Here is a 19,598-nt window from a genome sequence, read left to right as displayed (position 1 = left end):
AGCCGCGAGCCGAAGCCGCGCCTCGAAGTCCGAGCTGCCGATGCTGCGCCGGCTCATGGCCGCTGCGCGCCGAGCCGCGCTTACGGCGAACTCCGCTTGCAGCCGGCCGGGCGTCAGGCGTTCATGCCTCCGGTCTGTCCCGCAGCCAGAATCTCCTCGGCATAATCCGCCAGCCGCACAGGCGCCCCGCCGGAGAGCCGGGACTTCTCCGCCGCGAACGCCATCAGATGGCTGCGCACGGAAGCGGCTGCGGAGGTGAGGCCTTCCTGGCCGTTGTAGGAACGGACCTCCTGCAGGAAGCTGCGGACGATGCCGCTGTCTCCCCCTCCATGGCCGGTCCATTGCTCGGGAATCGTAATTTCATTTTTGCGGTGCGTCAGGAAATCATAGACGGTGATCTTGTCCTCCTCGCCGCGGATCTCGCCGCGTGTGCCCATGATCTGGATGCGCCTCTCCTGCTCATAGGTGAAGCCGCTCATGCTGAACATCGCCGTCGCTCCGCCCTCGAACTCCATCGCTACGACCTGATGGTCGACGACGTTGTTGTCGCTGCGGTAGACGCAGCGGCCGTAATCGGTCGTGCGCAGCCCTTCGAGAATCGTCTCCCGCTCCAGGTTCGGCGAGAAATGCCCTGCCCAGCCCTTGTAGGGCTTGCTGAGGTAGAAGCGCGGCGCGGAATACGGACAGTCCGGCTCGACCGCGCAGTCGAGGCAGCGGGCAGCGGATCCGGCGGGAGCCTGCTCCTCGCGGAAATGCATGAGCGAGCCGAAGGAGCTGACGCTGACGCAGCTCTTGTCCATGAGCCAGCTGAGCACGTCCATGTCATGGCACGATTTGGCCAGGATCATCGGGCTCGCCTTGTCGGAATTGTTCCAGTTGCCCCGCACGAAGCTGTGGGCGATATGCCAGTAGCCTACGTTCTCGTTGAGCTGGATGGAGGCGACCTCGCCGATGTCGCCCGAGGCGATGATCTCCTTGATCGTCGACCAGAACGGGGTGTAGCGCAGCACATGGCAGATGCTCAGCAGCCGGCCGTGATCCCTGGCCGCCTGCTCCATGTCGAGGCACTCCCGCGGATCCGGAGACATCGGCTTCTCCAGCAGCACATGGTAGCCGGCGGCCAGAGCCCTCATCGTCGGCTCGTAATGCATCCGGTCCTGGGTGCAGATGATGGCGATATCCGCCTTCTTCGGCCCGGCCAGCAGACCTTCCCACGACGGGTAGCGCTCCTCCGCGGCGACGCCATGCTTCTCCGCCGTCCGCTCCAGACGCACCGGATCCGCTTCCGCCACCGCGGTCAGGCGCAGCTCATGGGGATAGTCGAGCGCGTAAGGGGCATAACCGCCGGCGCCTCGCGCGCCGGCTCCGATCAGCACTGCTGTAAGTGGGGGCATGATTGTACCTCTTTTCTCAGTTCTTGTTGTTGCGGTCCAGCGCCGCCTGGTAGATCTCGACATATTGCTTGAGGCCCATGCTGTCCAGCGTGGAGACATAGGAGTCCCAGTCGCTGAGCTTGGCGTCTCCGACGATGAATTTATCCCTCATCTCGTCCACGTAGGTCTGGATGTCCGTGCCGACCGTGGAGAGCACCTCCTGCTCCTCCGCCGTGAAGCTGAAGCCCGGCCAGACGGCGTCCGGCTTGAGCACGTAAGGATCGGCTTTCTTGGAGTTCGCCACGGAAGTCGGCAGCGCCTCGGCGCCCTTGAAATACTTCTCCTTCACATAACCCGGATAAAGGCCGCCCGGCCAGATGAGATAACGGCTGACCGCCTGATCGAGGCTGAGGCCGTCCTTGTTTTTGGCGATGTCGTCGACGTACTCCACGCTGCCGTCGGCGTTCTCCTTGTACGTGTCGTCCTTCCAGCCCATGAAGAAGTTCTTGATGCCTTCGTCGCCATAGAAGTAGTCCATCCAGCGGATCATCGCTTCCGGATTTTTCGCCTTGTCCGTCAGGACGAACTGCGCGATGCCGCCGAGCGGAGCTCCGAGATAGGTGTACATCCGGTCGCCGTCCGGCCCCTTCAGCACCGGCAGGCCGACATAGCCGTTGTCGTTGTAGATGGCGACGGGATCGACGTTGTCAACGACGCCGAGCAGCCCGGACGTGCCCTTGGCATCGATCTCCTCGGCCTTGACGGAGGCGATGTCCTTCTCGATCAGGCCGTCTGCGTACAGTCCGTGCACATACTCCAGCAGCTTCTTGTATTCGGGAGCGGCGGCCACGAAGCGGATCTTGCCCTTGGCGGCGGGATCCTCGTCGACGTAGGCATTGGCCGAGCCGCGGTTGTTCAGGCCGAACGAGCCTTTGAGATACCCCATCAGCCCGGTCGTTCCGGTGCCGCCCCAGGCGATTTCATCCGGCTTGCCGTTGCCGTTCGGATCTCCCGTCTTGAACGCCTGCAGCATCGCCTTGAACTGGTCCAGATCCTGCGGCTCCTGAAGGCCGAGCTTCTTCAGCCATTCCGTCCGCACCCACGGCGTATTGAAGAAGACGGAGCGGAAGTCGGGATCGTAGATGACCGGCAGCGAATAGATGTTGCCGTCGGGCATCGTGATGCCCTGCTTGATGCTCGGGTATTTGTCCATGATCGCCTTGAAGTTCGGCGCGTACTTGTCGATGAGATCGTTCAGCGGCAGGAAGACGCCTTGCTCGCCGTACTTGACCACCTCGGAGCGGCTGAAGGACGAGGCATAGAACACCTCCGGATAGTTGCCGCCGGCAAGCAGCAGGTTGCGCTTCTCCTTCAGGCCGTCCTTCTGGACGGTCTCCCAGTTCATATGGATGTTGGTCTGCTTCTCGTATTCCTGCCACAGCTTGAGATGGCTCCAGTCGACGTTGGCGAAAAACTTGCCCGCGAAGCCGGACACCTCGATCTTCTCCTTGACGATAGGGAAGCCGGCCGCTTCGATGCCCGCGTCCCCTCCGCTTGAGCCTTCCGCACCGGCGCTGTCCCCGCCGCCGTTGTTGCTGCATGCCGCCAGCATGGCTGCCGCCAGCGCGAGCGCCAGCGCCCCTTTCGCCTGCCTCTTTCCGATGTTCACCCTAACCCCTCCCGATGTCGTTGGTATGCATCTTCATCAGCTCGTAGTGCATGTATGGAAGATCAGCCCTTGATGGCGCCGACCATGATCCCCTTCACGAAGTAGCGCTGCAGGAACGGATAGAGGAGGAACATCGGAATGTTCGCGACGACGAGCACCGCGTACTTGATGCCCTCGACGGCGCGCTGCTGCTTGATGGCCGACTCGGTCGAAGCTCTCACCATCTCGTCGGTCTGTCCCTGGATCAGGATTTCCCGCAGGATGAGCTGGAGAGGGAACTGCTTGCGGTCGGACAAGTAGAGCAGCGCGTTGAAGAAGGCGTTCCAGTGGCCGACCGCGTAATACAGCACGGTCACGGCGATGATCGGCATGGACAGCGGCAGCACGATCCGGATCAGCGTCTGGAAGTTGGAGCAGCCGTCGATGACGGCGGCCTCCTGCATTTCCGCCGGAATCGACTGCTGGAAGTAAGTCCGCATGATGATGATGTTCCACACCGATACCGCTCCCGGCAGGATCATGACCCAGAACGTATTCAGCAGATGAAGGTTCTTGATCAGCAGGTAGGTCGGAATGAGGCCTCCGCCGAAAAACATCGTGAACACCATCAGTCCCATGAACAGGTTGCGTCCGGCAAAATCGCTCCGGGAAAGCGGATAAGCGGCGAGAATCGTCATGACGAGATTGAGCGCCGTGCCTGCCGCCGTGTAGAGCAGCGTGTTCAGGAAGCCCCGCACGATCGCGTCGTTGTTGAAGATGCTCGCGTAGGAATCGATCGTCATTCCCTTCGGCCAGAGCCAGATCTCTCCGCCCATGATGTACTGGGGATCGCTGAAGGACGCGCTGACGACGTAGACGAGCGGATACAGCACGCATAAGGCGACGAGGGAAAGCAGGGAATAAACGACGATATTGAACATCCGGTCCTCTCTTGCTGCGGTCATGCTTCTCTCTCCCTTACCATAGGCTGGTTCCCCCGGCACGCCGGGCGACGGCGTTCACGACCACGAGCAGCAGGAAATTGATGACGGCGCTGAACAGGCCGATGGCGGCCGAGAAGCTGTAGTTGGCGTCCAGGATGCCGCTGCGGTACACATAGGTATCGATGATGTCGGAGCTGGCCAGATTGAGGTTGTTCTGCATGAGCAGCACCTTCTCGAAGCCGATCGCCATGACGCTGCCGAGGTTCAGGATGAGCAGGATGACGATGGTGGGACGGATGCCCGGCAGATTGATGTGCCAGATGCGGCGGATGCGGCTCGCTCCGTCGACGCGCGCCGCTTCATGCAGCTGGGTGTCGATGCCGCCGAGCGCGGCGAGATAGATGATGGAGCTCCACCCCATCGTCTGCCAGACGTCGGAGAGCACATAGAGCGTCTTGAACCACGACGGATTCGCCATGAAGTTGACGGTGTCGCCTCCGAGCGCGCTGATGAACTGATTGACGAGGCCGTAGCGGGGGTTCAGGAAGATCATCATCATGCCGACCACGACGACGGTCGAGAGGAAATGCGGGGCGTACGTGATCGTCTGGACAAACTTCTTGAATCTCTCGGCCTTCGCCTCATTGAGCAGGAGAGCCAGAATGATCGGAATCGGAAAGCCGATGACGATCAGATACAGGCCGAGCTCGATCGTGTTGGAGATCAGCCTCTCGAAGAAGTAGCTGTTGAAGAACCGGTCGAAATGCTTCAGTCCGACCCAGGGGCTGTCCCAAATTCCCTTGTTGATCCGGAAGTCCTTGAAGGCGATCTGAATGCCGTACATCGGAACGTAGTGGAACAGGATGTAATAAGCGAGTACCGGAGAAATCATGACATAGAGCTGCCAATTGCGGAGGATATTGCTGAAACGGGAGATTGCGGCTGTGCTTTTCAACGGTTTTCGGCTTGCATGCTCTTGCTGAAGCATCGCCATCGGTTGATCGCCCTCCAGGTGCGGTAGGTTTGTTTACGTGAATCTATCATATGAGATCGATATCCAAAAAGTCAACGCATTATTCCAAATATTTTTGGTTAATTATCTGCCGTTTGGATGATAGAAGTCGGAGAAAGGGCCTCATCTTATTTGCATTTAAATAGATAACGCTTTCATTTCTCGTTTTACTCCGCTCCCGAGCCATCTTGTTTTCTAAGTTATCAGAAAAGATCCAAACCGGCAATAACATTTTGGAGGAATTTATCCAAAATTTTTGGATATCGAGCCGCAAAAAAACCTGACGATGAAACGTCAGGTCCGGGAAGAGTCCAGCCGCCGATCGGAGGATTCGCGTACAACGAGCGAGCAAGGCAGCAGCAGCTTCGGCACATCCCTGTACTCTCCGCGGGCGAAGTCGTACAGGAACTTGCAGGCGGTCCGGCCGATCTCCAGCCTCGGCACATGCACGGATGTCAGAGGCGGCGACGTATACTGCGCCAGCTCGATGTTGTCCATTCCGGCGAACGCGATATCCTCCGGAATCCGGCATCCCAGGTCCATGGCGGCCCGCATCGCCGGAATGGCGAGCGTGTCGCTGGCGCAGAACAAGGCGGTCGGCCTGTCCTCCGGCGCCAGCGCGCTGAGCATGGCGGCCGTATCGGCATAGCTCTTTTCCACGCTCCAGTCCGCATCGACGATCCATTCCGGCCGGAACGGCAGATCGGCCTGCAGAATGGCGAATTTGTAGCCGAGATACCGCTCGTCGTTCTCCATGATCTTGTCGAAGGCGGGGCCCCCGACATATCCGATCCGGCGATGGCCCTGATCCAGCAAATGCCGGACCGCCATCCGGGCCGCGGACATGCGGTCGCAGTCGACGGTCGGAATCCGGATGGAATCGTCGTTGAGGCTCACCCCCGCCACCGGGATGCCACTGTCGACCAGCGTCCGGTGCATGCCCCGGTCATACCAGCCCAGGGCGAGCACCGCTCCCGCTCCGGTCTCGTCCAGCATGGAACGCAGCTTGCCCGCCTCCCGCAGCTCCTCATAGGAGCGCATGATCGCCGGCGGCAGCCCCATCTCCGCCAGCCTGCCGTGGAAGCCTTCGAGCACTTCGGCAAAATAAGGATGGTTGCCCATCAGATTGCCGGGCAGGATGCATACATATTGCAAAGGCATTCCGATTGCCTGAGGCGCCATTCCCTGCAGCGGATAGCCGACCTGGATGGCGGCCGCCTTGATCTTGCGCTTGGTCTCCTCGCTGACGGGCCTCGACGTATCGCCGCTGATCGCCCTGGATACCGTAGAGATCGACACGCCGAGCAGATCGGCGATGTCCTTGAGCTTGGCCACTTGCCCGTACCTCCATTCGCTGACTCCAATTATGCTTCAACCATCTTATCATATCGGAGAAGCGGAGATATACTTGCCCCTTCACCGGCCTGACGTGATAAAATGAACGATAATGAACCGAGCGGATAGACAGGCCGATTCCGGCCGAGAAGAGCGTTTGCAGGCAAAAGGAAAACATGAGCGCTCAATGGTCTCCATTGGGATCTGCGGACCAAGACAAAAAAGCATGGAGGTTATGCAGTGGACACGATGGTGCTGCGGGTTGCCCGCAACTTGAAGAAAATCCGCAAGGCCCGGGCCTACAGCCTGGACAAGCTGTCCGAGCTGACCGGGGTCAGCAAGACGATGCTCGCCCAGATCGAGCGCGCCGATTCCAACCCGACCATCACGGTGCTGTGGAAAATCGCGAGCGGGCTGCGCATCTCCGTCTCCGACCTGATCGAAGAGGAGCGCCCTTCCGTCACGCTTGTGAAGGCTTCCGTCCGCTCCCCGATTCTGGCCGGGGACGGCAAGTACATGAGCTACCCGCAGTTTTCGTACAACGACAGCTCCCGCTTCGAGATCTACCGGGTCGTCATGCTGCCCGGCTGCGTCTACGAGGCCGAGCCCCATCACGAGGGCGTCGAGGAGTTCGTCACCGTCACACGCGGAACGCTCCGCATGGTCATCGGCAACCAGTCCTACACGGCCGGAACCGGCGACGCGATCCGCTTCGACGCCGGCCAGCCGCATACGTATCTCAATGAGTCCGGGGAAGAGGAGACCGAGCTTCAAAGCATCATTCTCTACCCGTTCTGAGGGGTCGTGTCTGCCCCTCGCGGACGGCCGTCCAACCGGCGCGAACGCGCGCCCCATAAGGGTTTTCCGCCATTCAACAACCTTCGCCGAAGGTTGTTTTTTGTTGTTTACAAAGCGGGGTCGGCTAATATACTATTACATACGAAGCAGTACCATATACTGCACATATGTTCGTTATGACGATCATTCTTGATCAGAGGAGAATGAAAAATGAAGGATACGATGATTGGTTTGGTCAAGGCGGAGCGCAAAGCCGGCGCCGTGCTCATGGAAGTGCCGGTTCCGCAAATAGCCGCCGACGAAGTCCGCATCAAGGTGAAGGCAAGCTCCATCTGCGGCACCGATATGCATATTTATCACTGGGATGAATGGGCGGAGCAGAATGTCGTGACTCCGAATGTGTTCGGCCACGAATTCTCCGGCATCGTCGAATCGGTCGGAAGCGCTGTCACGAATGTCGCCGTCGGCGACCATGTGTCGGCCGAGGGCCATATCGTCTGCGGCACCTGCAAGCAATGCCGCTCCGGCAACGCGCATGTATGCCCGAATACGCGCAGCTTCGGCATCAGCGCTCCGGGCTGTTTCGCGGAATACGCCGTGACCAAGGCGGTCAACATCATCCACAACGATCCTTCGCTGCCGCATGAGCTGGCCTGCCTCCAGGATCCGCTCGGCAACGCGGTCCACACCGTCATGGCGGGAGACATCGTCGGCAAGTCCGTCGCCGTCATCGGCTGCGGCCCGATCGGCCTTATGGCGATCCAGGTCGCCAAAGCCGTCGGCGCGGGCAGGATCATCGCCGTCGACCTGCATGACTACCGGCTCGGCATGGCGGCCAAGCTCGGCGCGGACGCCTGCATCAAGTCGGAGCCGGGCAAGGATGTCGCGGCGGAGCTGCGCGGCCTGACGGACGGCGCAGGCGTCGAGGTCGGCCTCGAGATGTCGGGCAACGGCCACGCGATCAACAGCCTGCTCGAAGCGATGGCGAACGCCGGACGCGTCTCGCTGCTCGGCATTCCGTCCAAGGCGGTGCCGATCGACCTGGCCCGCCACATCATTTTCAAGGGCTTGCAGGTATACGGAATCACGGGCCGAAGAATGTACCAAACCTGGCATCAGATCAAGGGCCTACTCGACGCGGGCCGGATCGACCTGCGGCCGCTCGTCGACCATACGTTCACGCTGGACCGCTTCGAGGAAGCGTTCGAGCTGATGGGCTCCGGGCAATGCGCCAAGATCGTGTTCAAGCACGAGTAGATTTTTCCGCCGCATTTGATCATGAAACGCTATCCCAGCAACCAGCGTCAACCCTGGTAACCAGCGTCAACCCGTGACCACCAGGGACAACTAAAGGGCCGACGCGGCCCCGTTCAAAAAGGAGAGATCCGCCAATGGCTGGACTAGACGGACTGAAGGACGAACTGGAGGAGCTGAAGCGGCAGGGGCGCTATCGCCTGCCCGCCGTTTGGGAGAGCGGCTCCGGCCCGTGGATGGAGATGGGCGGCCGCCGCATTCTGCAGATGGCCTCCAACAACTACCTGGGCCTGACCGATCATCCCCGGATGAAGCAGGCCGCGATCGAGGCGATCGAGAAGTACGGCGTCGGCAGCGGCTCCGTCCGCACGATCTCGGGCACGCTCGACATCCATGACCAGCTGGAGCGGGAGCTCGCCGAATTCAAGGGAACGGAGGCCGCGCTGGTGTTCCAGTCCGGCTTCACGACCAACCAGGGCGTGTTCGGCACGCTGCTGCAGGCTGAGGACGTCGTCATCAGCGACGAGCTCAACCATGCCAGCATCATCGACGGCATCCGCCTGACCAAGGCGGCCCGCCGCATCTTCAAGCACAAGGACATGAACCAGCTGGAGGAAATCCTGAAGGAATCCGGCTCGTTCAGCCGCCGCTACATCGTCACCGACGGCGTCTTCAGCATGGACGGCGACATCGCTCCGCTGCCGGACATCGTCGAGCTGGCCGAGCGTTACGACGCGATCGTCTGCGTCGACGACGCCCATGCGAGCGGCGTGCTCGGCAAGAACGGCAAGGGCACGACCGACCACTTCGGCCTGAACGGCCGCGTGCACATCCAGATCGGCACGCTGTCCAAGGCCGTCGGCGTCGTCGGCGGCTACGCGGCAGGCAGCCTCGCGCTCAAGGAGTACCTTATCCACAAGGCGCGGCCGTTCCTGTTCAGCACGTCGCAGACTCCGGCCGTCGCAGCCAGCTGCCTCGAGGCGATCCGCGTCCTGCGCAGCAGCCCCGAGCTGGGCGAGCGCATGTGGGCGTCGGCGAACTCGTTCCGCTCGCAGCTGCAGGGCGACGGCTTCGACACCGGCGCCAGCGAGACGCCGATCATCCCGATCGTCATCGGCGATGCGGCCCGCACGATGGAATTCTCGGCTCGCCTGCTCGAGGAGGGCGTATTCGCTCCGGCGATCGTGTATCCGACCGTAGCGGCCGACAAGGGCCGCGTCCGCTTCATCATCACGGCGTCCCACTCGGCCGAGGATCTCGAGTTCGCCCGCCAGGCGCTGCTCAAGGTCGGCCGCGAGTTCGGCCTGCTGGGCTGATCGTTTCGGTATTGAAAAAGCTGTCCCCCGTCCTTCGACGGCAGGGACAGCTTTTTTTGGGCTATCGGACATAGGTTCCGCTATTTCCCTATTTTCAGGCATTAAAAAAAATTTAACGGACATCAGATCCGCTAATTGAGGCTTTAAGTGACCAAAAAGTCCATTTTGATCTAAATAACGGATCTGATGTCCGATAGAAAGCCTTTTCCAGCAAAACAGGCGAAATAACGGATCTGATGTCCGATAGCACACAGCAGCCCAAAGATTAGTTGGTTGGTGCGGTCCGAAATGATGTTCGAGGGGTGGATAGATTCCCTTGAAAAAGATGTTGCTGATTTTAGGTGATTATGCGTAGTTCAGGGAAAGCTCAGCGGCCTCTCTGCACCCTAGCTGGCTGACTAGTCCGTTTCAGGCTTGGTTTCTCACTGCCATGGAGGACTTCATTTGTTGCTGACCGTGAGCACAGCATGATCACATAGCCGCTTATGCCTGTTCCCGGCGTTGCATTAAGAAATGGCTGTTGGTTCCAATTCATGTGGAGCTGGTTGGTTTCAATTCATGTGGAGCTGGTTGGTTTCAATTCATTTGCGGCTGGTTGGCTCCATGCATGTGGAATTAGAGAAGGCTGGCTCCTGCTCTTTGACGTCAACGTCGCTCACTCTTCCCCATCCATTTTCCGGCGTGGACTCTCCGACTCTTATATGGACTCTCATATGGACTCTCCGACTCTCATACGGACTCTCCGACTCTTACATGGACTCTCCGACTCTTACATGGACTCTCCGACTCTCATACGGACTCTCCGACTCTTACATGGACTCTCCGACTCTCATACGGACTCTCCGACTCTCATACGGACTCTCCGACTCCTATATGGACTCTCCGACTCTCATATGGACTCTCCGACGCGAGAGCCTCCACTCCACCCTACCCGCTCTCCGGCGTAAAAGCCTCCGACTCAAAGACCAGCGAGCAAGCTCCCGGCCGACCGTCCGGCGCATGAGCCTTGACGCGGTACCACGCCTTGGCGGAATGAGCCCGCAGCGGGTCGCGCCAAGGCATGTCATTATCGGCCGGCCGGGCTGCGAATACCGTCTGCCACGGCCCATCGGCTCCGCGGCTGGAGCGCTCGAGCGTGTACATCGCCGCACCGGTGACGCCGCGGAATGCGATCCGCTCCTTGGCCGCCAAGATGGCCGGCGCCTCCGGAATCGGATGCTCCGGGACGTCCCTGCCGCTCATCCGGAAGGCATGCTCCCGCAATCGCAGCACGCGCCTGCCGATCTCTTCGTTGACGCCAGTGCCGGGATAATGAAGCGAGAACCCATCGTAATGCGGCACGTATCCGCCCTTGTCGCCGAGCCCGAACAGCGACCAGAACAGAGTTCCCGCCACTCTCTCATCCTCTTCGGCATGGCGGAGAAAGCCTTCCAGATCGCCATCCGGCCATCCGAACTCCCCGGCGATATACACCTTGCCGGCCTCTGCGGTAGCAGCGGCATCAGCAGCAAGCTTGCCCGCATCGGCCGGGTAATAGTGGACGTCGATAATGTCCAGCTCTTCAATGCCGAGCTTGTCTCGGTCAAGCTCGAACTGCTTGCCGTGTGCGACCAGGTGGCGGCTGTCCTCGGACTTGATATGGCGGGCGATCTCCCGCACCCATTCGGCCGGAGCGCCGTTCAGCTCATTGCCCAGCTCCCAGGCCATGATCGTCGGATCCTCCTTGTAGGCCGTGCCCGTCAGGCTGTTCACTCTGTCCAGCACGAAGCTGATATACGACTTGAAGTCCTCGATGACGGACCGATCCCTATAGAACAGCTCGGGGTCATCGAGCCCTCTCCAGGAAGTGAAGGTTTCCCTCCCCCCATGGTAATAAGCCCAATTGCACACAAAAGGAACCAGCAGCCGGAGTCCCCGGCGGCCTGCCTCTGCGATGGCAAAGTCAACGCGGCGGAACGCTTCTTCATTGTACTCCCCGCGCTTTGGCGAGAGTGCCTTGGGACATCCCTGGGAAGCTGCCAGCGTGTGCGAGCGGACGACGGCGGCACCCATCTGAACCGCGGTATCCAGCGCGTCGAGCACCCGGAATTCGGTCGGCCAATCCACTCCGCCTACATTTTCGTCGAGCCCAAGCCAATAGATATTGGGTCCCCCGAACCGGAACGGCTTGCCGCCAAGCATCAGCCGGCTGCCTTCGCGGCTTATGAATTCCTTGCTCGTCATGGATGCATCCCTGCCTTTTCCTCAAGAAATGAGAGCGATTTCAAAGAAAAGCATACCATGAGCCACATTTTCATTCAACATAAATAAACTTTTTATTATATGTTAAAAATTGTTCACTTAGTTTGCATTTTCACTTCTCTTTCCTTTTTAGTTTTGGAACGATGGATTCGGTGATATCCGGAGGAGTCCGCCGTATCCTTGTCGGCCGTCAGCGCGAACGATTGCGCCGAGTTGGACAATACTTCCGATCGGGTCCTGGAATTCCGGGAGACCAATCCCCCGATTGTATCCGCAACAGCGCACAGCGGCAGGAGCCGGGCCGTTATCGACTTTGGCTCCGGCTTGCCATACTATCATTTCATAGAAACAGGCATAGAAAGGAGACAGCGCCGAAGCGCTGTCCCCCGTCGCAGACCAATCAGAGCTTGGAAACCTGCTTCCCTTCCGAGTTCATTGACCGTCCATCGAGTCTCCCATCCCGTGTGTGAAGGGGCCGGTTCTGCTCAAAGCTCGAGCTCCCACAGCTCCTCCGCGAGCTCGCGGCCGGAATGAACCGCAACCCTCGTTTCCTTCAGGGCAAATCCAAAGGACGCATACAGCGCCCTCGCCCGGAACAGATCCCGATTCGTCCAGAGAATGATTCGGGCATAGCCGTGGTCCCTGCAAAATTCCAACGCCGTGCGGATGAGCTCCCGTCCGTATCCTCCGCCCCTTGCGTCAGGATGAATCAGGAACAATCCCAGCTGGGCGCTTGCCTCATCCGCTTTGTTGATGCAGATCGAGCCGAGATGCCGCCCGCCGGATTCCAGAACCCAGATCCCTTCATGCGAATCTTTGCGCTCCGCGATCCCTCTTACTCTCTCGTCGACGAACTCCCGAAACGACTCGTCATAACCGTGCTCCTGCCCGTATAGCTCGGCGTGGGCATCGACGATGGCCCGGGCATCCTCGTCCTTATATGCTCTCAGGTCCACTTTCCGCATCTTCTCCAACCAGCTTTCCTTCAATTACATGCACCTCAGCTTTCCTTCAAATACATGCCGACCGCAGAAACGATCTCCCGAAGAATATCCAGCGACTGCCCGACATCCGGCAGCTCCAGTGCATGGTCGCCTCCGTCGATCGCCAGCAGCCGGACCCCATTGCCCGCCGCTGTGCGCCGCATGTCCTCCGGACCGAACACCGGGTCCGCTGTCCCGACTGCAACCAGACCTCCATCCCGCAGCATGGAGGGAATAGCCGGACCGATCGGGGTCAGGAAGATGTGGCGGAATTCCTTGCCTCTCAAATCTTCCGCAAGAGCCTCCCGCGTATGGCTGGAGACGACGGTTCCCACGCTTTTGCCGATGAAGGCAAGGCGGTCATAGCGCTCCAGCAGCGGCCTGAGGACGGCTGCGCAATCGGCGCTTGCCGCGGCGATCGCATCCTCGAAGGGACCGGGCTCCCGGCGCGCCGCCTGATAGCCGTATTCCAGCAGCAGAAGATCGTCCCCCTCCTGCATCGCCGACTTGCCGGCATAGTGCAACAGCGGCATTTCGCAGGAATAGCCTTGCCCTGGAAACAAGACAGCCAAGGAGATGGCGCCCTCCCTCCGAATCCAGCGGCAGCGGATGTCCGTTCCCCAGGCGGAGGGGGAATGAATCCAGCTCATAGGCATGCCGAAGCCCTCCTTGTTCTTCCATATTATCCTTACTATTCTATTATATGTGTTCAGAAAACTGTCTGCATCCCCTGCAGCAGCAGGCTGACGGCATCAAAAATAGACAGGGCTGAATGTACCGACCCTGTCTTCCTGTTTTCCTGTTTTCCTGTCTTCCTGTCTTCCTGTCTTCCCCGACTTGCCCGGCCCTTGCCGGACTTCTTCCTGGCCTGCCCGCTACGCTTCGGCCGTCTCCGTCTCGCCCGCTGCGGCAACGGCCGCCCCGGCCGGCGGAGCTGTCGACTCCCTCTTGATCAGCGACGTCGACAGCATGACGAGCTCCGGCAGCCGCTCGGGCTCTCCGATTCTCCCCAGCACGAGCTGGGCCGCCCTCGCACCGATCTCTTCCTTGGGCACGCTGACGGTCGTCAGCTTGGGCTGGTTGAGCTCGGCGAGCGTAAGGTCGTCGAAGCCGACGACGGACAGATCGCGCGGACAGGACAGCCCCATCTTGCCGATCAGGTTGAGCGCGTCGAAGGCGATGAGATCGTTGGCGCAGAAAAGCGCCGTAAGCCTGCGCTCCGCGTGCAGCTCGGCGCCCAGCTCGGCGGCGAACGCCGGCTGGGTATACATGCCGCTGCCGCTGACGCCCATGCCCTCGATCATGACGGCCTCGGCCTGGTCGGCCGGCTGGCGGCGGTTGTGCACGGCGATCGCTTCCGCGAAGCCCCGCTGGCGCTCCGAGAAGCTCCAGGTCGTAAAAGCGTCTCCGGCAAAGCCAAGCCTGCGGTGGCCCTCCGCCAGCAGCGCCTGCACGGCCTGGTAAGCACCCAGGTAGTTGTTCGCAAGCACCTGGTCCATGTCGGGATGCTGCGCGTCCGGATCGACCAGCACGAACGGAAGCTTGCGCTTGGTCAACTGATCGGTGTAGGCTTCCGGCAGCTGGCCCAGCACGATGACCCCGTCGACCTTGCGCTCGGTGATGGCGGCGGGCATGCCGTCCTTCACCCGCATCGTCACGTCGATGCTGGAGAGCACCATGCTGTACGTCTGCTTGGCGAGCTCGGCGTCGATGCCCTTGATGATCTTGCCCCAATACTCAGGGTCGTCCAAATAGGCGCGGGGCATGAGAACCGCGAGATTGCCCGTCAGGGAGGAGCTGCCGAGCCGCTTGCTCCCCTTGATCCGGTAGCCCTCCTCCTCGGCCGTTTTCCAGATGATCTCGCGCGTCACCTCGTTGACGGCGCTGTCTCCGGAGAGCGCCTTGGACACCAAGGCTTTGGAGACGCTCAATTTATCGGCAATCATTTGCAGCGTGACCTTTTTGATAATGCCCACCCCTTAGGTTTACGACCCTATCCGGTTCGTCTTCATTCCTTTAAGTGTAAGGGTTCCTTCAACTTTTTTCAAATTTTTTCAGACGCTTTTCCCACCCCCATCTCTTATAGGTTAAACATTCGGCAGCAAGAAATCGCAACCATTCCTATTCGGCCGCCGTAAACATGGGATAAAATGGAATATAATTTCAAGAGGGGCATCGGAATCGCAGTTCTTCGGTACGTTTCAATTCAAATCGGGGAGGACATCCAATGAAAACGAAACGCATCCTGCTGGTCTTGGGCCTGACTGCAGCTCTATTGACCGCCTGCTCCGGAGCTCGGTCAGATGAAGCGGAAGCCATATCCGTCCTGGATAAGGCCATTCACATTCAGTACGGCGTCAAGCATGGCGATATTCCGGAAATTGATTATTCGATGATTAAAGAACGAGGCAGCCTGCTCAAGCCTCTTGTCACCGGGGAGCTGCTCAAAAAGCTGGAGGCCAACATGGATACGGCTATGCCTGTCCGGATTGCAGCCTATAACAAAGCCGATCTGGAAGCAAAGGTCACACAGATGAAGATCGAAGCGGTCAAGGATGCGAAAGACTCCTACGACCTGAACTATACCGTTGTTGTAAAGGTGGCCGAAGACAGCGGAAAGGTCCAGTCCTGCAACGTCCCCGGAGAAGCGACCGCCGTCCGGACAGCGGAGGGCTGGGTTCTGAGCCGCCTCTGGTCCGATTACCGCGAGATGGCTAAGCTGTATCCTTGACCGGGCCGGCAGCCCGGCTTCACGCAGCAAGGCATTCGGCGAGCTTCGCGAGGCGGAGGAGAAGTCTGCACCCGAGAGCCGCCTTTTGCCGAAAGCGGATTTTGGGACATGGAAAAAGCCCGCCCCGGCTGAATGCCGGTGCGGGCTGAAGCCGTTCTATTCGAACTTCACGAGGTAGTAATTCTTCTTGCCGCGGCGAAGCACGACGTAACGTCCGTGCAGGCGCTGATCCGACGTCAGCATCGTGTCGATGCCCGTCTGCTTGACGCCGTTCACGTAGACGGCGCCGCTCTCGATGTCCTGCTTGGCCTGGCGGCGGGAAGGAGCGGCCTTCGCCTCGACGAGCAGGTCGATCAGCCCCGTTTCGGCGGCCTCGCCCATTACGGTCGTCGGCATGTCCTGCAGCGCCTCGACCAGCTCGTCCTCGCTGAGCTGCGTGACGTCGCCCGAGAACAGCGCAGCCGTGATCTTCTCAGCGCTTTCGACGGCATCCGCTCCGTGCACGAGTCTGGTCACCTGGCGGGCGAGCTCGCGCTGGGCCTCGCGCTTCTCCGGCTGCGACGCGACGGCCTGCTCCAGAGCGGCGATCTCCTCGCGGGAGAGGAAGGTGAAGTACTTCAGGAAGCGGATGACGTCGCTGTCATCCGTGTTGATCCAGAACTGGTAGAACTGGTACGCGCTCGTCTTGTTCCGGTCCAGCCATACGGCTCCGGATTCGGACTTGCCGAATTTCTTGCCGTCGCTCTTCGTGACGAGCGGCATCGTGATGCCGTAAGCGTCGCCTCCGCCCATTTTGCCGATCAGGTCCAGGCCTGCGGTGATGTTGCCCCACTGGTCGCTTCCGCCCAGCTGCAGATTGACGCCGTGGTCGCGGTTCAGCTTGAAGAAGTCGTAAGCCTGCAGGATCATGTAGCTGAACTCCGTGAAGGAAATGCCGTTCGCGAGGCGCGAGTCGACGGAGTCCTTGGCCAGCATGTAGTTGACCGTGAAGTTCTTGCCGATGTCGCGCAGGAACGTGATGATGTCGAGCGGCGCGAGCCAGTCGTAGTTGCTGACGAGCTTCGCCGGATTGCCCGCGGCTTCGAAGTCGAGGAAGCGCGACAGCTGGTTTTTTAGGCTCTCGGTCCAGTTCGCGACCGTGTCGTCCGTGTTGAGCGAGCGCTCGGTGGAGCGGCCGCTCGGATCGCCGATGAGGCCGGTGCCGCCGCCAACGAGGGCGATGGAGTTATGGCCCGCCAGCTGGAAGCGGCGCAGCATCAGGATCGGCAGCAGGCTGCCGATATGCAGGCTGTCTGCCGTCGGGTCGAAGCCGCAGTACAGCGTGACGCGGCCTTCGCTCATCTTTTTGCTCAGTTCCTCGCGGTTCGTCACCTGGTACACCAGGCCCCGGTATTCCAATTCCTCCAGCAATTCCGGATTGACGGCCGCAGCTTGCTCTTGTGCCATGTCTGTTCCCTCCACTTGATTGAATGATCGTTGCAGCCGAACCTGTCGCTTCAGCTTTATCGGCCCGTATCTCAGGACAAAAAGAAAGACCCCTCCCTGTCCAAAGACAGGGACGAGTCATCGCGGTACCACCCTATGTTGAGCTTCCCGTACGGGAACGCTCCACTCTGCCGGGTAACGGCCGGCTGCCGTCCGGGCCCTTCTGCCTCAGGCAGTTGCGGACGCGGATGCTCCAGGATGTAATTCGCAGCCCGATCCCGCACCGGCTTGCACCAACCGCCGGCTCTCTGGAGCGATGTCGCTCGGGCGCTACTGTTTCCCTTCAACGCACTTTATCGCTATCACTTTAGCGAATCCCGGCGGATATGTCAACTTCCTTCCAGGCGGAGCACATGCCGAAAGGAGCGCATCCGCTTCTCAGCCGGCTCGTCCGGTTCCAGGCTTCGGCTAAAAGAGCCTGTCTCTTCCGTCTCGCAGCCGAAGCCGTCTTAGGAGCCCGCTGCACACTTGCGGCCGGCAGCCGAAACCTGCTAAAGGAGCCCGCTGTACACTTCCGTCTCGCAGTCAAAGCTGGCTAAAAAAGTCCGCTGTACACTTCCGTCTCGCAGTCAAAGCTGACTAAAGAAGTCCGCTGTACACTTCCGTCTCGTAGTCAAAGCTGACCGTTCCGTCCTGCTGCGTCTCGTCGAAGATCTGCCGCAGCTCATCCAGCATCTCCGAGTGACCGGGCTGTCCCTCTGCGGGAGCGTAGGAGGAAGACAGCAGGCGGCCCTTCACGCCGTCGTAATCAAAGATCTGCCGATTAGGGAAGGTCTGCAGCTCCATCGTTCCCTCGCTGAAGAAAGCCTGCAGCGCTTCCGGAGAGACGTTGCGGTGGTTTACGGTCGCATAGTCCGTTCCGTACTTATGCAGCAGCGCCTCGTACCGTTCCAGGAAAGGCGTGCCCGCAAGCACGCGCGAGTTCCAGATCAGGAACGCGCGTCCTTCCGGCTTCAGGATGCGGCGGAATTCCGCCTGAGCGGCAGCCTGGTCGAACCAGTGGAACGCCTGCGCGCTAACGATCGCATCGACGGAAGCTGCGGCCATCCCCGTATCCTCCGCAGGCGACAGCATCAGGCCGAACCGCTCGTCGGGACCGAGCTTGGCCCAGGCCGCCTTGGCCATATCCGGATTGGGCTCCACGGCCATGACCCGGAGCTGCCGCTCCAGCAGCAGCCCGGAGAAGATGCCCGTTCCGGCGCCGATATCGGCTACCGGAGAATCCTCCTTGAGCCCGCCACGGCTGATGATGTAGTCTACCGCTTGCGCCGGGTAGCTCGGCCGGTATTTCTCATAGTTGTCCACACGGCTGGAAAACCGCTCCTTGCTGTCCATCGATCATCCCTCCAGATCTCGTCCATGAGGCCAGGGTCCGCCGTTCGAACCAGCCGATGCCGGCGCGCACCCTGGCTTCTCTGCATGCTTAACCGTACCAGACAAGGGTCGCTCAGGCAACCGGAGGCTTGCAATAAATGATTTCGGGATCGCCTTCGTCCAGATTGTCCACGACACCGCTGCGGACGTAGCCCATCGCCTCGCACAGCAGCCGCATCGGCTTGTTGGATTCGTTGGTCGAGGTGAACAGCTTCTCTCCAGGGAACCCGGCCTCCCAAGCCGCCATTAGACTGCGGCCGACTCCGCTCCTGCGGTCGTCCGGATCGACCATGATCAGCTGCAGCAACCGTTGCCCGAAAAAGGAGCGGTCATGCGCGGCGAAGCCCGCAAGGCTGCCCTCTCGGAGAGAAACGAGGCAGCAGCCGCTGCGCACATGCTTCTCGAGCTCGGCGAGCCGTCCGCCATGGCCGATTGCCTTGGCATCCAGAGCGGCTATGGCCGGCAAGTCGGCCATGGATGCCTTGCGGACGCCGGTAAAGCAGGCAATGGCATTGCCTGGCGTTTCCGTTCTTTCGGACACTCCCCCGGCAGGTTTGGCTGCCGATGAGAAGAGGAACAGCTTGCTGCAGCCGAAGTGCTCCAGCTCCAGATCCTCCTCCGTGTATCCGTCTTCCCCCGCATGGCGGGCCAGCGACTTCCGCCAAAAAGCGATGGAGCCCCGGTTGCGCTCGCCCGGCGTCGTGAACAGCGACCAGCTTCCGGGATGCCGCCGGAACAGCTCGCCAGCCGCCGCTTCACCGATGCCTTTGCCTCGGTATGGCCTGAGGATGAAGAACTCGTTCACCATATAATCGCTGCCGGATTCGGTGTACGGCCCGGAAGCGATGAGCGCGAAGCCGGCCGGAAGTCCGTCCGCGAGGATCAGATAGGGGAACAAAAGGCCTTCCTTTTCCCACCAGATGTCGAATCCGCCCTGCTGCTCCTGCAGGGTCCGGATGCCGTCATCCTCTTCAAAGACACCGCAGCGGTTCGGCAAGACTTCCCGGATCCCGGCCAGATCATGCAGATACAGCGGATACAGATTCATCAGGATATATTTGCGGTCCAGGCCGCACGGCTCTACGGATATGTTCATGCTCATGG

The 19,598-nt window shown here is 60.2% G+C and carries 16 protein-coding genes and 1 other annotated feature; of the genes, 4 read left to right on the top strand and 12 right to left on the bottom strand.

Going from position 1 to position 19,598, the window contains the following annotated elements; all coding sequences use genetic code 11:
• Positions 1 to 113: 113 nt before the first annotated feature.
• The 5 genes from CIC07_RS04695 to CIC07_RS04675 form a co-directional block, all read right to left on the bottom strand.
• On the bottom strand, positions 114 to 1,394 hold the full coding sequence (locus tag CIC07_RS04695) for a Gfo/Idh/MocA family protein (protein WP_076358761.1): 1,281 nt from the start codon (positions 1,392 to 1,394) through the stop codon (positions 114 to 116).
• Between the two features lie 16 nt (positions 1,395 to 1,410).
• Positions 1,411 to 2,985 (bottom strand): extracellular solute-binding protein, encoded by a 1,575-nt coding sequence (locus CIC07_RS04690; RefSeq protein ID WP_076358870.1) that lies wholly within the window; start codon positions 2,983 to 2,985, stop codon positions 1,411 to 1,413.
• Between the two features lie 119 nt (positions 2,986 to 3,104).
• Positions 3,105 to 3,986 carry a carbohydrate ABC transporter permease gene (locus CIC07_RS04685; RefSeq protein WP_076358760.1) on the bottom strand — a complete coding sequence of 294 codons (882 nt, stop codon included), beginning with the start codon at positions 3,984 to 3,986 and terminating at the stop codon, positions 3,105 to 3,107.
• A gap of 13 nt (positions 3,987 to 3,999) precedes the next feature.
• A complete protein-coding gene (locus CIC07_RS04680; RefSeq protein ID WP_442953360.1) occupies positions 4,000 to 4,953 on the bottom strand; it encodes an ABC transporter permease in 954 nt (317 codons plus the stop codon).
• 318 nt (positions 4,954 to 5,271) lie between these two features.
• A complete protein-coding gene (locus tag CIC07_RS04675) occupies positions 5,272 to 6,312 on the bottom strand; it encodes a LacI family DNA-binding transcriptional regulator (protein WP_076358758.1) in 1,041 nt (346 codons plus the stop codon).
• A gap of 249 nt (positions 6,313 to 6,561) precedes the next feature.
• On the opposite strand from CIC07_RS04675, the gene CIC07_RS04670 reads away from it, so the two are divergent.
• From CIC07_RS04670 to CIC07_RS04660, 3 genes are all read left to right on the top strand, one after another.
• Positions 6,562 to 7,110, top strand: a complete 549-nt coding sequence (locus tag CIC07_RS04670) for a helix-turn-helix domain-containing protein (protein ID WP_175619213.1) — start codon at positions 6,562 to 6,564, stop codon at positions 7,108 to 7,110.
• A gap of 210 nt (positions 7,111 to 7,320) precedes the next feature.
• A complete protein-coding gene (gene tdh / locus CIC07_RS04665; protein WP_076358756.1) occupies positions 7,321 to 8,367 on the top strand; it encodes an L-threonine 3-dehydrogenase in 1,047 nt (348 codons plus the stop codon).
• Between the two features lie 134 nt (positions 8,368 to 8,501).
• Complete coding sequence (locus CIC07_RS04660; RefSeq protein WP_076358755.1) at positions 8,502 to 9,680, top strand: glycine C-acetyltransferase; 1,179 nt, start codon at positions 8,502 to 8,504, stop codon at positions 9,678 to 9,680.
• Positions 9,681 to 10,607: 927 nt separating this feature from the next.
• On the opposite strand, the gene CIC07_RS04655 is transcribed toward CIC07_RS04660, so the two are convergent.
• From CIC07_RS04655 to CIC07_RS04640, 4 genes are all read right to left on the bottom strand, one after another.
• Positions 10,608 to 11,903 (bottom strand): glycoside hydrolase 5 family protein, encoded by a 1,296-nt coding sequence (locus CIC07_RS04655; RefSeq protein ID WP_076358754.1) that lies wholly within the window; start codon positions 11,901 to 11,903, stop codon positions 10,608 to 10,610.
• Between the two features lie 503 nt (positions 11,904 to 12,406).
• On the bottom strand, positions 12,407 to 12,877 hold the full coding sequence (locus CIC07_RS04650; protein WP_157742016.1) for a GNAT family N-acetyltransferase: 471 nt from the start codon (positions 12,875 to 12,877) through the stop codon (positions 12,407 to 12,409).
• A gap of 44 nt (positions 12,878 to 12,921) precedes the next feature.
• Positions 12,922 to 13,560, bottom strand: a complete 639-nt coding sequence (locus tag CIC07_RS04645) for a hypothetical protein (RefSeq protein ID WP_076358753.1) — start codon at positions 13,558 to 13,560, stop codon at positions 12,922 to 12,924.
• 219 nt (positions 13,561 to 13,779) lie between these two features.
• Positions 13,780 to 14,880 carry a LacI family DNA-binding transcriptional regulator gene (locus CIC07_RS04640; protein ID WP_076358752.1) on the bottom strand — a complete coding sequence of 367 codons (1,101 nt, stop codon included), beginning with the start codon at positions 14,878 to 14,880 and terminating at the stop codon, positions 13,780 to 13,782.
• A gap of 251 nt (positions 14,881 to 15,131) precedes the next feature.
• On the opposite strand from CIC07_RS04640, the gene CIC07_RS04635 reads away from it, so the two are divergent.
• Positions 15,132 to 15,635 (top strand): hypothetical protein, encoded by a 504-nt coding sequence (locus CIC07_RS04635; RefSeq protein WP_076358751.1) that lies wholly within the window; start codon positions 15,132 to 15,134, stop codon positions 15,633 to 15,635.
• A 156-nt stretch (positions 15,636 to 15,791) separates the two neighbouring features.
• Here CIC07_RS04635 and tyrS read toward each other — a convergent pair whose 3' ends face one another.
• From tyrS to CIC07_RS04620, 3 genes are all read right to left on the bottom strand, one after another.
• Entirely contained in the window at positions 15,792 to 17,081 is a 1,290-nt protein-coding gene (tyrS, locus tag CIC07_RS04630; RefSeq protein WP_076358750.1) for a tyrosine--tRNA ligase, read from the bottom strand.
• Between the two features lie 105 nt (positions 17,082 to 17,186).
• Positions 17,187 to 17,416 (bottom strand) — a binding site (T-box leader).
• Between the two features lie 283 nt (positions 17,417 to 17,699).
• Positions 17,700 to 18,455, bottom strand: a complete 756-nt coding sequence (locus tag CIC07_RS04625) for a class I SAM-dependent methyltransferase (protein WP_076358749.1) — start codon at positions 18,453 to 18,455, stop codon at positions 17,700 to 17,702.
• Between the two features lie 112 nt (positions 18,456 to 18,567).
• Entirely contained in the window at positions 18,568 to 19,590 is a 1,023-nt protein-coding gene (locus CIC07_RS04620) for a GNAT family N-acetyltransferase (protein ID WP_083688571.1), read from the bottom strand.
• Positions 19,591 to 19,598: the final 8 nt, after the last annotated feature.

The organism is Paenibacillus sp. RUD330 (assembly GCF_002243345.2).
GTDB lineage: Bacteria > Bacillota > Bacilli > Paenibacillales > Paenibacillaceae > Paenibacillus_O.
Note: the sequence above shows the minus strand (reverse complement) of the source record. Positions and strands in the feature narration are given on the sequence as shown.

Excerpts from the sequence above, each read along its gene's own strand:
- CIC07_RS04695 (WP_076358761.1), bottom strand. The coding sequence starts at position 1,394 with ATGCCCCCACTTACAGCAGTGCTGATCGGAGCCGGCGCGCGAGGCGCC.
- CIC07_RS04690 (WP_076358870.1), bottom strand. The coding sequence starts at position 2,985 with ATGCTGGCGGCATGCAGCAACAACGGCGGCGGGGACAGCGCCGGTGCG.
- CIC07_RS04685 (WP_076358760.1), bottom strand. The coding sequence starts at position 3,986 with ATGACCGCAGCAAGAGAGGACCGGATGTTCAATATCGTCGTTTATTCC.
- CIC07_RS04680 (WP_442953360.1), bottom strand. The coding sequence starts at position 4,953 with ATGCTTCAGCAAGAGCATGCAAGCCGAAAACCGTTGAAAAGCACAGCC.
- CIC07_RS04670 (WP_175619213.1), top strand. The coding sequence starts at position 6,562 with ATGGTGCTGCGGGTTGCCCGCAACTTGAAGAAAATCCGCAAGGCCCGG.
- tdh (WP_076358756.1), top strand. The coding sequence starts at position 7,321 with ATGAAGGATACGATGATTGGTTTGGTCAAGGCGGAGCGCAAAGCCGGC.
- CIC07_RS04660 (WP_076358755.1), top strand. The coding sequence starts at position 8,502 with ATGGCTGGACTAGACGGACTGAAGGACGAACTGGAGGAGCTGAAGCGG.
- CIC07_RS04655 (WP_076358754.1), bottom strand. The coding sequence starts at position 11,903 with ATGACGAGCAAGGAATTCATAAGCCGCGAAGGCAGCCGGCTGATGCTT.
- CIC07_RS04645 (WP_076358753.1), bottom strand. The coding sequence starts at position 13,560 with ATGCCTATGAGCTGGATTCATTCCCCCTCCGCCTGGGGAACGGACATC.
- CIC07_RS04635 (WP_076358751.1), top strand. The coding sequence starts at position 15,132 with ATGAAAACGAAACGCATCCTGCTGGTCTTGGGCCTGACTGCAGCTCTA.
- tyrS (WP_076358750.1), bottom strand. The coding sequence starts at position 17,081 with ATGGCACAAGAGCAAGCTGCGGCCGTCAATCCGGAATTGCTGGAGGAA.
- CIC07_RS04625 (WP_076358749.1), bottom strand. The coding sequence starts at position 18,455 with ATGGACAGCAAGGAGCGGTTTTCCAGCCGTGTGGACAACTATGAGAAA.
- CIC07_RS04620 (WP_083688571.1), bottom strand. The coding sequence starts at position 19,590 with ATGAACATATCCGTAGAGCCGTGCGGCCTGGACCGCAAATATATCCTG.